Source organism: Dyadobacter sp. 3J3, assembly GCF_009801115.1.
Taxonomy (GTDB): Bacteria; Bacteroidota; Bacteroidia; order Cytophagales; family Spirosomataceae; genus Dyadobacter.
On the sequence record NZ_VTOL01000002.1, the window covers coordinates 480143 to 494995 of the forward strand.

At 38.3% G+C, this 14853-nt stretch carries 18 protein-coding genes; 11 read left to right on the top strand and 7 right to left on the bottom strand.

Features of this window, described 5'->3' with window-relative positions; genetic code table 11:
* Positions 1-74: 74 nt before the first annotated feature.
* The 3 genes from FZF08_RS05875 (at position 75) to FZF08_RS05885 (ending at position 1879) form a co-directional block, all read left to right on the top strand.
* Complete coding sequence (locus tag FZF08_RS05875) at positions 75-683, top strand: outer membrane beta-barrel protein (RefSeq protein ID WP_159467701.1); 609 nt, start codon at positions 75-77, stop codon at positions 681-683.
* Between the two features lie 113 nt (positions 684-796).
* The gene (locus FZF08_RS05880) at positions 797-1189 is read left to right on the top strand and encodes a glyoxalase (protein WP_159467702.1); all 393 of its coding nucleotides are present in this window, start codon (positions 797-799) and stop codon (positions 1187-1189) included.
* Positions 1190-1516: 327 nt separating this feature from the next.
* Entirely contained in the window at positions 1517-1879 is a 363-nt protein-coding gene (locus tag FZF08_RS05885) for a DUF488 domain-containing protein (RefSeq protein ID WP_159467703.1), read from the top strand.
* A 144-nt stretch (positions 1880-2023) separates the two neighbouring features.
* Here FZF08_RS05885 and FZF08_RS05890 read toward each other — a convergent pair whose 3' ends face one another.
* From FZF08_RS05890 to FZF08_RS05900, 3 genes are all read right to left on the bottom strand, one after another.
* On the bottom strand, positions 2024-2206 hold the full coding sequence (locus FZF08_RS05890; protein WP_159467704.1) for a hypothetical protein: 183 nt from the start codon (positions 2204-2206) through the stop codon (positions 2024-2026).
* A 67-nt stretch (positions 2207-2273) separates the two neighbouring features.
* On the bottom strand, positions 2274-2747 hold the full coding sequence (locus FZF08_RS05895) for a Dps family protein (RefSeq protein WP_159467705.1): 474 nt from the start codon (positions 2745-2747) through the stop codon (positions 2274-2276).
* Positions 2748-2890: 143 nt separating this feature from the next.
* A complete protein-coding gene (locus FZF08_RS05900; protein WP_159467706.1) occupies positions 2891-4270 on the bottom strand; it encodes a Gfo/Idh/MocA family protein in 1380 nt (459 codons plus the stop codon).
* 205 nt (positions 4271-4475) lie between these two features.
* On the opposite strand from FZF08_RS05900, the gene FZF08_RS05905 reads away from it, so the two are divergent.
* A complete protein-coding gene (locus tag FZF08_RS05905; RefSeq protein WP_159467707.1) occupies positions 4476-4964 on the top strand; it encodes a DinB family protein in 489 nt (162 codons plus the stop codon).
* Between the two features lies 1 nt (position 4965).
* On the opposite strand, the gene FZF08_RS05910 is transcribed toward FZF08_RS05905, so the two are convergent.
* Positions 4966-5739 carry a Ku protein gene (locus tag FZF08_RS05910; protein ID WP_159467708.1) on the bottom strand — a complete coding sequence of 258 codons (774 nt, stop codon included), beginning with the start codon at positions 5737-5739 and terminating at the stop codon, positions 4966-4968.
* 217 nt (positions 5740-5956) lie between these two features.
* Here FZF08_RS05910 and FZF08_RS05915 point away from each other — a divergent pair, with 217 nt between their 5' ends.
* The 3 genes from FZF08_RS05915 to FZF08_RS05925 all read left to right on the top strand — a co-directional run bounded on the left by FZF08_RS05915 (position 5957) and on the right by FZF08_RS05925 (position 7913).
* Positions 5957-6268 carry a hypothetical protein gene (locus tag FZF08_RS05915; protein WP_159467709.1) on the top strand — a complete coding sequence of 104 codons (312 nt, stop codon included), beginning with the start codon at positions 5957-5959 and terminating at the stop codon, positions 6266-6268.
* 281 nt (positions 6269-6549) lie between these two features.
* Entirely contained in the window at positions 6550-6888 is a 339-nt protein-coding gene (locus FZF08_RS05920) for an NIPSNAP family protein (RefSeq protein ID WP_159467710.1), read from the top strand.
* Positions 6889-7064: 176 nt separating this feature from the next.
* Positions 7065-7913, top strand: a complete 849-nt coding sequence (locus FZF08_RS05925; RefSeq protein ID WP_200837035.1) for an aldo/keto reductase — start codon at positions 7065-7067, stop codon at positions 7911-7913.
* Between the two features lie 66 nt (positions 7914-7979).
* On the opposite strand, the gene FZF08_RS05930 is transcribed toward FZF08_RS05925, so the two are convergent.
* The 3 genes from FZF08_RS05930 to FZF08_RS05940 all read right to left on the bottom strand — a co-directional run bounded on the left by FZF08_RS05930 (position 7980) and on the right by FZF08_RS05940 (position 9095).
* Entirely contained in the window at positions 7980-8405 is a 426-nt protein-coding gene (locus tag FZF08_RS05930) for a response regulator (RefSeq protein WP_159467711.1), read from the bottom strand.
* Between the two features lie 86 nt (positions 8406-8491).
* Positions 8492-8794 (bottom strand): type II toxin-antitoxin system VapC family toxin, encoded by a 303-nt coding sequence (locus tag FZF08_RS05935; RefSeq protein ID WP_409012651.1) that lies wholly within the window; start codon positions 8792-8794, stop codon positions 8492-8494.
* Positions 8795-8888: 94 nt separating this feature from the next.
* Positions 8889-9095, bottom strand: a complete 207-nt coding sequence (locus FZF08_RS05940; RefSeq protein ID WP_159467713.1) for a DUF2281 domain-containing protein — start codon at positions 9093-9095, stop codon at positions 8889-8891.
* A gap of 476 nt (positions 9096-9571) precedes the next feature.
* On the opposite strand from FZF08_RS05940, the gene tkt reads away from it, so the two are divergent.
* From tkt to gndA, 4 genes are all read left to right on the top strand, one after another.
* The gene (gene tkt, locus FZF08_RS05945; RefSeq protein WP_159467714.1) at positions 9572-11584 is read left to right on the top strand and encodes a transketolase; all 2013 of its coding nucleotides are present in this window, start codon (positions 9572-9574) and stop codon (positions 11582-11584) included.
* 84 nt (positions 11585-11668) lie between these two features.
* Entirely contained in the window at positions 11669-12769 is a 1101-nt protein-coding gene (tal, locus tag FZF08_RS05950) for a transaldolase (protein ID WP_159467715.1), read from the top strand.
* 10 nt (positions 12770-12779) lie between these two features.
* Complete coding sequence (locus tag FZF08_RS05955; protein ID WP_159467716.1) at positions 12780-13409, top strand: HAD family hydrolase; 630 nt, start codon at positions 12780-12782, stop codon at positions 13407-13409.
* Positions 13406-14830 (top strand): NADP-dependent phosphogluconate dehydrogenase, encoded by a 1425-nt coding sequence (gene gndA / locus FZF08_RS05960; RefSeq protein WP_159467717.1) that lies wholly within the window; start codon positions 13406-13408, stop codon positions 14828-14830. Before FZF08_RS05955 ends, gndA begins: the two co-directional genes overlap by 4 nt.
* The last annotated feature ends 23 nt before the right edge of the window (positions 14831-14853 follow it).

Consider the following 14853-nt stretch of genomic DNA (forward strand, 5'->3'; position numbering starts at 1 on the left):
TAATTTTCCACAAAACAGTACCTTTATGCGTACAGGATCTTAAACAATCCCGAGTAAATAAAATTTAAACATTTATGAAAAAGTTATTAGTCGTCCTTACCTTAACGTTAATCAGTTTTCTTTTTTCTAACAAAACATTTGCCCAATCCACCCTTACTGTGCAGGGTACTTATGGATTTACTAATCAAAGTTACATATCAAAAGGATCCTACGGTGGTGGCTTGCAGTATCGTTATTTTGTTAAACCGAACGTTGCCATCGGATTGTCAGGCAAATATTTAATGGAGGAATTACAACGTGATTTATCAACCAAAAGCATTAGAGGAAAAGCAACAACGATACCTATCAACTTACTTGCAGAATACTATTTTAAAACCGAAGGAATTCGCCCATATGCCGGTATTGAGGCTGGTTTGAATATCCTGAAAATTGAAGGTTATAATATTGAAATTAACAAAACTGTTTTGCGTCCCGGGGTGGCTCCAAAGGTTGGGCTTGTACTCCCAATGGGTAAAAGATTAAGTTTTACAGTTGAGCTCGCTTATCATGTAATCATTGGTTCTGCAAACTCGGTGCTTATGGACCCATTAAAACCTGGTAACGAAAAATACGAAGTAAAAAACAGTTCGCAGTCATTTACTACAAGTGGTGGAATTACTTATATTTTTGGTAAGAAAAAATAGTTTTTGAAAAAATATGATCAGGCGGATTCCAAAAAATATTGGAATCCGCCTGGTTTTTTGTCAAGATGCATACTAATTCGAAATCATTAGTCACCGATATAATTAACAAACCAATGCCTGACAAAACCACCCTGTTACTTTCATTACGCCCCGTGATTAAGACTGCACCAGCGTCAGTACTCGCAGAAAATTTTCAAAATTTGACACTAAGGCCCATCTTGAAGCTTCAAGATGGACTGCTGGTTCGTGTTTTTAAACAATATATTCATCAACGGAAAGACGTATTCTATAAATTGAGCGAAGCAGATCAGCGTTCATACATTACACGGTCTTTGAAGCAGGACCAGAAGTTTCAGCAACTTTTGAAAGGAATAATTATTGGACACTTTACGGATGACGAGTTTGATCAATTTTCATCAAGCGAACAAGAAATCAGCCGACGTATATCAAATCTTCTGGAACAACGCCTCATTAGCAATATAACTGAATTGAAAAGAATTAATTGAGAAAATTTGTTGTTTTACCACTTGAAATCGAAAATCTACTTAAAAGTCAATTACTCCCTCCTAAGCGTCATAAAGCATATTTGCACCTGTAAAGTTGATTTCCAGGAAGGTTAAAAAGTAATAATACTGATAACAAAATTGGAGCTCAATATTAATAATATCGCGGTCAATATTCCAAGTTTGTTACCTGTATCAGAACCATGGATACAATTTTAATAATCTAAAAATCAGACAGATAATATAATATTCAATAAGATTTTGTATTAAGGAAACTATTTTTAGCGTCAGCTAGTTTTTATTTAGTCTAAGAAACGCATAACCCTAACTATGAATACCGTACAAATAAAAAGAATCTTCGAGCCAAAAGATGAATCGGATGGTTTCAGGATACTGGTTGACCGCTTATGGCCACGTGGATTAAAGAGAGAAGAAGCAAAAGTCGACGAATGGCTCAAAGGTGTGGCACCTTCCACGGATTTGAGAAAGTGGTTTGATCATGACCCGGAAAAATGGGAAGAGTTCAGACAAGATTACACTTTTGAGTTAAGACACTGTATGTCAGCAGTTCATGAATTAGTAGATAAGGTCAAAAAGCATAAAAAAGTTACTCTATTGTATGCGTCTCAGGATGAAAAATACAATCATGTTGTGGTCTTGGAAAAATTCATCAGCAATTTGCTACAACAGTAACTAATATTTTAACACGGCGCTTACTACTCACATTTTTTGCCATTAGATAACATGCTATAATTATTAAAAGATTGTTTTAATCCAAATAATAAGTAACCAATTTTAAATAAATAGCAACTTACTGCATTAGACAAATCTTCAAATTTATATTTCAATTCCCAATTCCTGGTAAATTTCAACTTTTGAACCAAGTACAAAATGTTTCTCTCCTGATTCCAGTATGATCAGACTGAATCTAAAATCAGCATCTGGTACAATTTCTTTTATTTGCTCTTGTAAAATCTCGATCTCTTCTTCTTCGTTACCTTTTAATTTGAATTTGCTCATTACGAATAATTATTATAAAAAAGACACCCGAATTACTTCAGGTGCCCTTTGTATGAAATACTAAAAATTACTGAATGTGGGCTCTCAGCATCCATGCAATTTTTTCGTGCTGCTCCATTACCTGTGTTACATAGTCGCTGGTACCAGCATCCTTGTGTTCATCTGCAAATGCGTCCACATTGCCACGAATGAATTCAATGATGCTTTCGTGATCAGATAGCAGATATTTAATCAAACTTAAACTGTCGTTACCGCCTTCATACTGCTCGGTAAGGTGCGTAATTTGCAGATAGTTTTTTAGCTTCGCAGGCGCAAAATGACCTAGCTGACGAATACGTTCCGCCACGCTGTCCAAAATTTCCGCTGATTCTTTATACAGTTCCTCAAAATACAAATGCACTGAGTGAAAATCCGGACCTACAAGGTTCCAATGTGCATTTAATGTTTTTGTATATAAAATGAACTCGTCAGCCAATAATATGGCCAGTTGATCCGATACTACTTTTCTGTTTTCTTCAGAAATTCCGATTCCAGGTTTCATTTCTTATTATTTTAAGTTTAAACTTTAATTATATTCTCCCAATATCAGAAAAAATCCTCCCACATCCATTGACAAAATTACATATATGTAAATTATTATTATTGTACGAATCATCTCTGATGAGGTATTTATTATTGTTATATTTAACCTTTCTTAACTTTCATCACAACAGGATCCCAGGTTACCACTTTCTTTTCAAAGTAACTTTTATTACAGGCCAAAACAGGAGCAGCGGCACGAAAAGCAAAGACAGGATCTTCTACCGTTCCAAGAGTTCCTTTGTTTACATTTTCAAAAAAGTCGCGAAAATGCTGTGCATGCGGATCGTCATCTTTTGGTGCCTCAAATCTTATTTCTTTAACCGGATCCGCTTTTCTGGTGTCAGGCGGATATAGTGCATCGTATTTCTTTTCAAAATCTTTTTGTTCGCTCGCCGAAAATGTTCCAAAACTGTCATATCCTCCATATCCCGGAGCTTTGGCCAATTTTTTCTTGGTCAAAATCAAATTGTCATCCGTGAAATCAATTTGTCCTTCCGTTCCCACAATTCGGGTGTTGTTGTTGATCGCACCCGCATTTGCAAAATTCACACGTAACACCATTTGAAATTTGGCGTGCAAATCTGTTTTTGGGTAGTCAAGTATTGAAACCATCATATCCGGAACATCGCGGCCATCATTCCAATAACTCAGTTCGCCAGAAGAATAAATCCTTTCCGGGCCTAGAGAATTGGTAACAAAATGAACCCCAGTTATCAAATGGACAAATAAATCACCGGCTACACCGGTGCCATAATCTTTATAATTTCTCCAACGGAAAAAACGCTTCGCATCAAAAGGTACTTTTGGAGCATCTCCGAGAAACGTATCCCAATCCAGGGTTGTTAAAGAAGCATCTCCGGGTATTGAGTAATTCCATGCACCCAGCGAATTAAAACGGTCATAATTGGATTCAACAAAATTAATATCGCCAATTTCTCCTGCAAGAAATAACCTTTTCGCTTCCCTGAAAGACGCTGAACTGATTCGCTGACTTCCCACTTGCATGGTTTTACCGGATTTTTTCCAGGCTTCAATAACAGAAGCACCTTCGTCAATATGCTGGACCATGGGCTTTTCACAATAAACATGCTTTCCTGCCTGGAACGCGGCCTTTGTGATGTGGTCATGCCAGTGATCTGGAGTGACGATCAGAACGGCGTCGATATCCTTTCGTTCAAGAATTTTACGATAATCGCGGGTTGTAAAAATATCTTTCCCGTAAGCTTCATTTACATGTGCCAGCCGCCCGTCATAAAGATCCGCCGCCGCTACAAATTCCGCCAAAGGTGTACTTCTCAGGGCCGCTTTAGTGTCCTGATTCCCCTGAATTCCCATACCGATCGTGGCAAAACGTATCTTATCGTTAGGGCTTATTTTTTTCAGATCGCGGATAATGTTGAAAGGTTTTGCAACACTTCCGCTGGCAATTAGCGCCGAGGCGGCTGTGACACTTTTAATAAAATCCCGGCGTGTTGGATGCATAGAACTCAGGAATAAAAAGTAAAAATTGAATGCCCTAAAATAAGCAATAATCAACAGGATATTATGATTTGATAGCGGATATTGTAAGTGAAAATGTATTTTAAATTCCACAAATAACAATCGGCCATTAATTCCCGGAAATTTGCTGGCCTTAAAATTGCCTGACGATCGAATAGAGAACCAATAAATTTAAAAACTCAGATCAATGCAAACCTCCACAAGAAAAATCATCGTTTCTGAATTAATAACATTAATACAAACAGGAAATGCACATGTCTCACTGGACGAAACTATCGCCAATATACCTACCGAATTGAGAACGGTAATTCCTAAAAATTTACCATACAGCATTTGGCAGCTTGTCGAACATATACGTATCACGCAATGGGATATTGTGGAATTCTGTCTTTCGCCCAATCATGAATCGCCGAGGTGGCCAGACGAATACTGGCCAGCACAAACAGATTCGGTTGATGACAAAAATTGGGCGGAAACTCTTGATCAAATAGAAGACGACAGAAAGCGCTTTTTTGATTTATTGAAAAATGAAGAAACGGATCTATATTCTCCGTTGCCACATGGAGACGGTCAAAATATTTTCAGAGAGGCGCTTCTCATTGCTGACCACACCTCCTATCACCTCGGCGAAATTCTTGTACTTCGACGGTTACTGAACTGTTGGAAAAACTCCTAAGTCAGGATGCTTTTTGCTTACCTGATTCCAGGCTGGCTTTTAATTGAGCCATTAAATCATTGCTCCGTGAATGGACAATTTTCATTGGTGCAGCGGTACTTTTTTTACCCTTTGCCTTGGCTTTAATCAGTTCAAGTAATTTGTCGGTATAAGAATCTTTAAAACGGGTGATATCAAAATCAGTGGTCAGTTGTTCAATTAGATGAATGGCCATTTTTAACTCTGCCGGTTTTATTTTGATATCCGGAATTTCCAAGTCATCCGTTTCCCTGATTTCATCATGAAAACGGATTTTATTCAAAAGAAGAATATCATCCAAAGGTTTTATAACCACCAGACTTTCCCTATTTCTTAGAACGTAGGTTCCCAAACCGACTTTATCCGTCTTTTTTAAAGCATCACGAAGCAAGGCGTAAGCGCGTGTACCTGATTTTTCTGGTTGTAGATAATAAGGCGTTTCGTAATAAATACTGTCAATTTCAGATTCATCGACAAACTCCGCGATTTCTATAATTTTGCTTTGTTCGGGGCTTGCTTTTTCAAAATCTTCATCTTCCAGGATTATATAATTGTCGTCGACCTTGTACCCTTTTACAATATTTTCCCAATCAACTTCCTTTCCAGTATTGGCATTTACGCGCTGAAACTTGATATTCGCGTGATCTTTTTTGTCCAGCATATCCAGATCCAGTTCACTTTGCTGTGTTGCACTAAATAACTTTACCGGTATGTTGACCAGTCCAAAACCGATGGCGCCTGTCCATATTGCACGCATAAAATTCCAGCTTAATTGAAAATTTGAAAACCTTATACGTATTCTCAAAACCTGTGCCGTGTTAATTAAATAAATTTCTTCCTGAATAAATTTGCTGTTTTGTAACTAAAACAGCCCAAATTACTGTTCACAAAATATGCTATTTGCTAACGAAGGAAGATTATAAATCAGATAATCGTTAAGTCTTTGAAAGTTAGTTATTCATCAAACATTTGACATGAAAAGTAAAAAGTTTTTTATCATCACAGGCTTCTCCGCCCTCACATTATCTGGCCTTATCTTTTTGAATTCATGTTCAGGAAGTAAAATCTTTTCGCAAAAAGGGACCGTTCAAAACATTGAATATGGAAAAGACGGTTATACTGCGTATTTGAAAGATAAAAACGGGAAAGATTTTGATGCGGTGATCAGTAGGGTACGCATGCAAACAGGTTATAAAGTTTTAAAAGTGGGAGAAAACGTTGCGTTGTCTGGCGATACAATTCATTTGGACAATAGAGTGAGAGTTCTTGTAAAACAAATCAAATAATGTTTAATAAGGTGCTCTGGTGAAACAGAGCACTTTATTAAATTTAGTAAATAAGAAATTTACACAGTTTGAGAAATTTTATACACGATACAATATCGTTATCGTATCAGTCCCATTATCAAGTAGATGAAATATGCTTCATGAACCTGACGATACTTTGTCGTTAAGTTTTTTTTGCCATTTTGTAAATACAATAGATATTGTATCCAATATTCTGGCAGTATTAATTTCGGGATTATCGATTAAATTAAGGGATGACATCTAAATGCTAAATCAAAACTATGGATTTAAATAACCGTCTGTTCGAACTCAGAACATATACCGCCTTCGATGGTAAGCTTGATGACTTGTTAAGTCGTTTTGAGAACTACACCATCCACCTCTTTGAAAAACACGGCATGAAAATCGAAGGCTTTTGGATCCCAGTCGAGAATCAGGAACAGAAACTGGTTTATCTGCTTTCATATCCAAGTGCGGAAGCACGGGAAGAATCCTGGGAAAAATTTCAGAATGATCCGGAATGGATAGCAGCCAGAGACGCCAGTAATCTTAATGGGGACATTCTTGCAAATAAGGAATCTGTTTATCTAAAAGCAACGGATTTTTCACCGCTAAAATAAGTCTAGAAATGGTTGAAAAAGCTCGATTTTTCTAAAAAAGTCAAATGAAAAACATTTGCGTGCTGGAATAAAAATTGAACTAATTGTTTATATTATAGGTAGAGAACCCAGAAACCGATAATCTTAAATATGTAAGATTACAAATCTTTTAATCACGATATAAAATAAGGATTAGAATGGAAACGAACACAAAAATTTCTCTGACTTTTAAGTTGGGTAATGATATTGAAATTAATCGCTTAGGTTACGGAGCCATGCAATTGTCTGGTTTTGGTGTATTTGGTGAAGTTGCGGATAGGGAAAATGCTATCAAAGTTTTACAGGCAGCGGTTGCTGCTGGTGTAAATTTTATTGATACAGCTGATGCTTACGGCCCTCATTTAAATGAAAGCCTGATATCAGATGCTTTGTATCCCTATAAAGAAGGATTAAATATTGCTACCAAAGGAGGATTTAACCGTCCTGGACCAAACCAATGGGTTCCAAATGGTGATCCGGAATTTATTCGCCAGAATATAGAGGGAAGTTTAAAAAGATTAAAAGTGGATACGATTGATCTTTGGCAATTACATCGTTTTGATCCAAACGTACCTGTTGAGCAAACACTGGCACCTGTTGCCGAGGCAGTAAAAGCAGGGAAAATAAAGTATGTAGGTTTGTCTGAAGTTAATATTGAGCAAATTGAACGTGCCGAAAGGGTATTACCCATTGTTTCCGTTCAAAATCTTTATAACCTTGGAAACAGGCAATGGGAAGAAATTGTAGATTACACTGCAAAAAAAGGGCAGGCATTTATTCCGTGGTTTCCCCTAGCGTCAGGCCCACAAAAGCTGGCGGAAAAGATAGAGAAAATTGCGGCTGATCATAAGGCAACCACTGCGCAAATTGCTCTGGCCTGGCTGTTGAAACGTTCTCCTAATATCCTGCTTATTCCAGGAACAAAATCGGTAGAACATTTGCATGAAAACCTGAAAGCAGGAGAAATTGAATTAAGCGACGAGGAATTCTCTGAACTTTCAAAATAAGAATTAAAATCTGAAACCGCTGGCTAACCCTGGCGGTTTCTTTTTTTCTATTTTAAAAAAATAGCGCTAAAACTTTGTATTTGGATGCAAGCAAGCTTCCCAGTAAGTTACAATTAATTCTATTTGTTTTTTAAAGTCCTGAAAGCTATTTCCTTTTTTGTAAAATCCCTGAATGGTTGATTCATAAGCTTCTTCAATTAAAGGCAAACTACCGGAAGTACTTAGGAAAATAAAAGGAATTGCCTTTTTCTTTAAATAAGTATTTTCATCGATTCTTTTCCGAAGCTCCATACCGTTCATGACGGGCATGTTGATATCACATAAAATAAGAAAGGGCTGCTCCGTGGTTTCTTCCAAAAAACTCAACGCTTCGAGGCCGTTTTCAAAAAAATAAACCGGGTTAGGGATATTCATTTCTTCCAATACACTTTTAAGCAAAAACTGATCATCCGGATCATCTTCTATGGAAATTACAGGGCCTTTTTTTGACATAAATTCTGATTCTGTATTATGGCTTTTTATGATGACGGAGGGTAAATTAGCGATTTTATTTTATTTAAGTTAATCATAACCCGAAATTACCAAACCCTATTAATATCGTATTCCAAAAAATAACGATCTAAAATTTCATCTTTGCTTATCAGCCTTGCTCTTTCAACCAACGCCTGTGATACAATAATTCGGTCAAAAGGATCTCTGCGATGTGAGTGAAGAATGTTTTGCTGGACAGTATGTTCAAAGGTAATAGGCATTATTTCCATACCTGCCGCCATTATATCGTGTATAAGAAATTCATAAGGCCTGAAGATTTCAGGTTTCTTCATAGCTGTCTTAATTGAAATTTCCCATAAACTGGCTAATACAAATTGCTTTATTGGGATTTTCGATTAGATCTTTTGACTTAGAACTCAATTGTTCAGATCCAGCGTTAAACCATAAAAAAGTGTGTGTGTCAATTAAATATTTCATTACCTATTATTCCTCAAATTCATCTAAGGGTTCGTCAAAATCATGTGATATCCTAAATATTCCCTTCGCTCTTCCAAATATTCTGTCAGGCACAATTTTATCCCTATTATCTTCAATATATCCTTTTTTCAATAAAGAAATAAAGTGAAGAACCTCTAACTGAAGATTTTTTGGCAACTGGTTCACTTCCGATAAGATTTCTTTTTCAATCATACTAAGTAATAGTAATTATGAATTTTTCTAATTGCTTCATAAAAATTAAATCCCATTAATGTAAACTTCACCTAATGGAACCACATGTAATATCTATGCGATTCGAGGATTTATACATCACTTTCCGCCAATCAGCTATTTGAGTAAACATGGTAATACATCAATTTTGAGAATTAAATACTGACTATTTTTCATCCATCTGATGTTAAAGCCAGATTTTAATCAATATATAATGTTATCGAAAAAAATCTTATTTAGCTGAATTACAGGAAGAACAACCCCGTTCCTGAGCTACCTGTAAAGTCTTTGCAATTTATGATAGGAATTACGTAGCAAGTCTGGTAAATTGATTTTTTATTGACAACATAACTAAAAATAAACCAAAAAATGATGAATTCGGAACATTGAAGCACTTATGGCAATAAGCGGACAAGAACCATTTCATCAATTTATTCAAACCAATAGAATAGTTTAAAATGGGATCAGATACAAAGGAAATTGAACAGCTAGGCATTAATACGGCTAGACTTTTGTCCGTAGATGCAGTACAAAAAGCGAATTCAGGTCACCCTGGAATGCCGATGGGCGCAGCGCCAATGGCACACGTATTATGGGCACATTACATGCATTACAATCCCAAAAACCCTGACTGGGCAAATCGAGACCGGTTCATATTATCAGCAGGACACGGCTGTATGCTACAATACAGCTACTTACATCTTACGGGCTACGATCTTTCGCTCGACGATCTTAAAAATTTCAGACAACTTAATAGTAAAACCGCCGGCCACCCTGAATACGGACTGGCTCCCGGAATTGACGTTACCACGGGTCCCTTGGGACAAGGTTTTGCAAACGGCGTAGGATTTGCGATCGCGCAAAAACATCTTGCTGCCCGTTACAACAAACCGGGTTATGAAATTTTCGATTATAATGTTTACGCCATTTGCAGTGATGGTGATATGATGGAAGGTGTAACTTCCGAAGCGGCTTCTCTGGCAGGTCACCTGGAACTAGGAAATATGATCTATTTGTATGATGACAATCATATTTCTATTGAAGGAGCTACCGATATTGCTTTTACAGAAGATGTAGGAAAACGTTTTGAAGCATATAACTGGCACGTACAATCTGTTGAAGACGGGAATGATGTTGATGCCTTAGTGATTGCAGTCAGAAATGCAAAAGCAGAAAAAAATCGCCCGTCACTTATTAGAGTCCGTACACAAATTGCTTACGGAAGTCCTAATAAAGTAAATACTGCCGGTTCCCACGGGTCGCCTCTTGGACCAGATGAAGTAAAACTGGTTAAAGAATTCTTCGGTTTTGATCCTGCACAATTCTTCGCAATTCCTGACGAAGTAGCTGCTTATTACAAAGAAGTTGGTGAAAAAGGGACTGAACTGGAAAAGAAATGGGATACCCTTTTCAGCGAATACAAAGAGAAATTCCCCGAACTTGCCGCTGAATACGAATTGGCAAAAACAGGAGAATTGCCAAAAGGCTGGAAAGATAATTTGCCGGTTTTTGAAGTTTCCGACAAAAAAATGGCAACCCGCCAGGCTTCCGGAAAAGTGTTGAACGCTATCGCAGCAAGTCTTCCAAACTTTATTGGCGGTGCAGCCGATTTGGCTCCGTCAACAGATACTAATCTGAAAGAATTTGATTCTTTCACCCCTGAAAAAAGAGACGGTCGTAATTTCCATTTCGGCATCAGGGAGCACGCAATGGGCTCAGCATTGAATGGAATGGCTTTGACAAAAGGTGTTATTCCTTTCGGTGCAACTTTCCTTATGTTCTCCGAATATATGCGCCCTCCAATCCGTCTGGCTGCTATTATGAAGATCAGACCGATTTTTGTTTATACGCATGATAGTATCGGACTTGGAGAAGATGGCACGACGCACCAGCCGGTTGAACAATTAATTTCCCTGCGTTCCATTCCAAATATTACGGTAATTCGCCCTGCGGATGCTAATGAAACGTCTGAGGCATGGAGAGTTGCACTGGAACATAAAGACGGACCAGTAGTACTCGTTTTCACTCGTCAGGGACTGACAATTCTGGATCAGACAAAATATGGCAAGGCTACACAGTTAGAAAAAGGAGCATACATCCTTTCTGATTCAGACACAACTCCGGAAGTGATTTTGATAGCAACAGGTTCCGAAGTTGAACTGATTATATCGGCGCAGGCAAAACTTAAAGAACAAGGAATTGCGGCGCGTGTAGTGAGTATGCCATCGTGGGAATTATTTGAAAAACAGGATGATGCGTACAAAGAAGAGGTTTTCCCTAAGGCGATCAGAAAACGTCTCGCGGTTGAAACCGGCTCGCCTTTGGGTTGGCACAAATACGTTACAGACGAAGGTGATATCATTGCCATGCATACTTTTGGCGAATCGGCACCTGCGGAAGAATTGTATAAAGTTTTCGGATTTACGATTGATAATGTAATTAATAAGGCGAAAGCTTTGTTAGGTAAATAGGCTAAAACATCAAAAACAGCCAAAATTTGGCTGTTTTTGATTATAATTAAACAGTAAATTTAATAATTCACAAAAAAGTTGGTTATGGCTACTAATAAAGTAAAACAAATACACGACTTCGGTCAAAGCATCTGGCTGGATTTTATTGATCGTAAGATTATTTTTTCAGGTGATTTGAAAAAACTGGTTGAAGAAGATGGCGTGAGGGGTGTTACTTCCAATCCTGCAATTTTCGAAAAAGCCATTAGCAGCAGCTCTGACTATGATGCAGATATCAGTGAATTATCAAAAGGCGATAAAACAAATGAAGAAATTTTCTTCGGTCTTGCCGTTGCAGATATTAAGCTGGCTTGCGATTTGTTGAGACCGGTTTATGACGAAGAAGTAGTTGGTGCCGACGGATATGTTAGTCTTGAAGTTTCTCCATTCCTTGCCCTTGATACAGACGGAACGATCAAACAAGCGCTTGAACTTTGGAAAAAAGTTGATAAAGCGAATGTAATGATCAAAATTCCAGGAACTGAGCCAGGTCTTGCAGCTATCAAAAAAACAATCAGTGAAGGATTGAATATCAATGTAACGTTGCTTTTTGGACTTGACCGTTACGAAGCAGTTACGGAGGCTTACATTTCTGGTTTGGAAGAAAGAGCTGCCAAAGGATTGCCAGTTAAAAATATTTCATCTGTTGCAAGTTTCTTCCTTAGCCGTATCGATGTTTTGGTTGATCCTCTTTTGGATGAAAAAGGCCTTGGTGAATTGAAAGGTGAAGTAGCCATTGCTTCCGCTAAAAAAGCATACGAAATTTACAAAAGAGTATTCAGCACAGAGCGTTGGAAAAAACTCGCTGATTTAGGTGCTGTTCCTCAGCGTTTGCTTTGGGCTAGCACAAGCAGCAAAAATCCTGCGTTCAAGGATACAAAATATGTAGAAGCGCTTATTGGTCCTGATACTGTTGATACCATTCCATTGGAAACACTGGAAGCATACCGCGACCATGGCGATCCTGCAAGCCGTCTTGAAGATGACCTTGATACCGCAACTGAGATCATGGAAAAAATCAAAGTTGCCGGTATTGATATTGATGCCATTACAAAACAGCTGGAAGAAGAAGGAATTGATAAATTCAATAAGCCGTTCCAAAAATTATTGGAAGCCATTGAACAAGAAAAATCGAAACTCAGCTAAATTGTAAGCAATGGAAAGAACTGATCTTAAAATACTGTTTTTTGATATCGGTGGCGTGCTCCTCAGCAATGGCTGGGGGCACGAATCCCGCAAAATGGCAGCAGAAAAATTCGGGTTGGATTACGACGAAGTGAATGTGCTGCATAATTTCATTTTCAATGTATATGAAATTGGCAGTATTGCCCTTGACGAATATCTTGACACGGTAATTTTCAATCATCCCCGCGATTTTGCCCGCGAAGATTTCAAAGCATTTATCTATGCGCAATCTGTCGAATTGCCTGAGATGCTTCAATGGCTTAAAGATTGGAAAAAAGACTGCGGTTTCCGTATTATCTCCATCAATAATGAAGGAAAAGAATTAAACGACTATCGTGTTCGTAAATTTAAATTACATCAGTGTTTTGATGCGTTTATTTCTTCCTGCGAAGTTAAAATCCGCAAACCTGATCCTGGAATTTTTAATATTGCAATGGGTATTGCCCAGGCAACTCCACAGCAATGCGTCTACTTCGACGACAGGGTCATGTTTACCACCACGGCCCAGAAGTTAGGAATACGCGCCTTTCATCATACTAGTTTCGAATCCACGAAAACAATTCTTGAAGGTCTTAAAAAAGAAACATTTCCACAATCATGAGTGATCAGCAAAAATATAATTTTGGTATGATTGGCCTTGGTACAATGGGCCGTAACCTACTTCTTAATATCGGCGACCACGGCTTTGCCGGCGCAGGATATGATAAAGATGCAACGAAGGGAGCCCTACTTGAAGAAGAAGGGAAAGATATTAAAGTAAAGGGATTCAGTGATATCAAGGAATTCATAGCAAGCCTGACCACGCCACGCGCCGTTATGATGCTGGTTCCGGCAGGAAAAATAGTGGACAGCGTCATTGAAGAATTGCTTCCATTGCTTGATAAAGGAGATATTTTGATCGACGGAGGAAACTCTCATTTTATTGATACAAACCGCAGAGTAGACTATCTTGAAAATCAGGGTTATCACTTTTTCGGTATGGGCGTTTCAGGCGGAGAAGAAGGAGCGCGTCGTGGGCCAAGTATGATGCCAGGTGGTGACAAAGACGCTTACAATGTAATGAAGCCAATTTTGGAAGCCATTGCAGCAAAAGTTGATGGCGCACCTTGTGTCACGTATATCGGACAAGGTTCAGCTGGTCATTTTGTGAAAATGGTTCACAATGGCATTGAATACGGTTTAATGCAATTGATTTCAGAAACTTACGAAATCCTTAAAACGGGATTGAAGTTGGATAATGAAGCGATTGGCAACATTTTCGTAAAATGGAACGAAGGCAGATTGCAGTCTTTTCTGATCGATATTACAACTGACATCTTTAAATATAAAGCACCCGGAACGGATCATTTGTTGCTGGATGATATAAAAGACGAAGCCAGAGCAAAAGGAACCGGAAAATGGACTTCCCAAGCTGCAATGGATTTGCAATCACCAATTCCGACGATCGATACAGCCGTTGCAATGCGTGATTTGTCCAAATATAAAGCACTTCGTGAGCAAGCGGCAACTTTATATAGCACTTCTGAAACTGAAAAACTGGATGTGGATCAGGAGAAATTTCTGGCCGAACTGGAAGAGGCATTTTATTTTGCAATGATTGTAACGTATGCACAAGGAATGCAAATGCTTTCCAATGCTTCTGCGGAATATAACTATGGTCTGAATCTGTCTGAAATTGCGAAAATCTGGCGCGGTGGTTGTATCATCCGCTCTACTTTTTTGAATGATATTTACAATGCTTACGAAGAAAATAAAGAATTAGCCCATTTGCTGCTTGACAGCGCTGTTGCAAAAACGGTCAATGAGACAACTTCCGGAGCACGATCTGTAATTTCCACCGCGATAGCCAGTGGCATTGCTGTTCCCGCTTTTGCGGCTACGCTGAGTTATTTTGATGCTTTCCGCAGCAAGAGAATGCCTTCAAACCTGATTCAGGCACAGCGGGATTTCTTTGGCGCGCATACCTACGAACTAATTGGAAAAGAAGGTGTTTTCCATACACAATGGGTACCAAAAAACTAACCGGAAATTTCAAATTAGTCCGT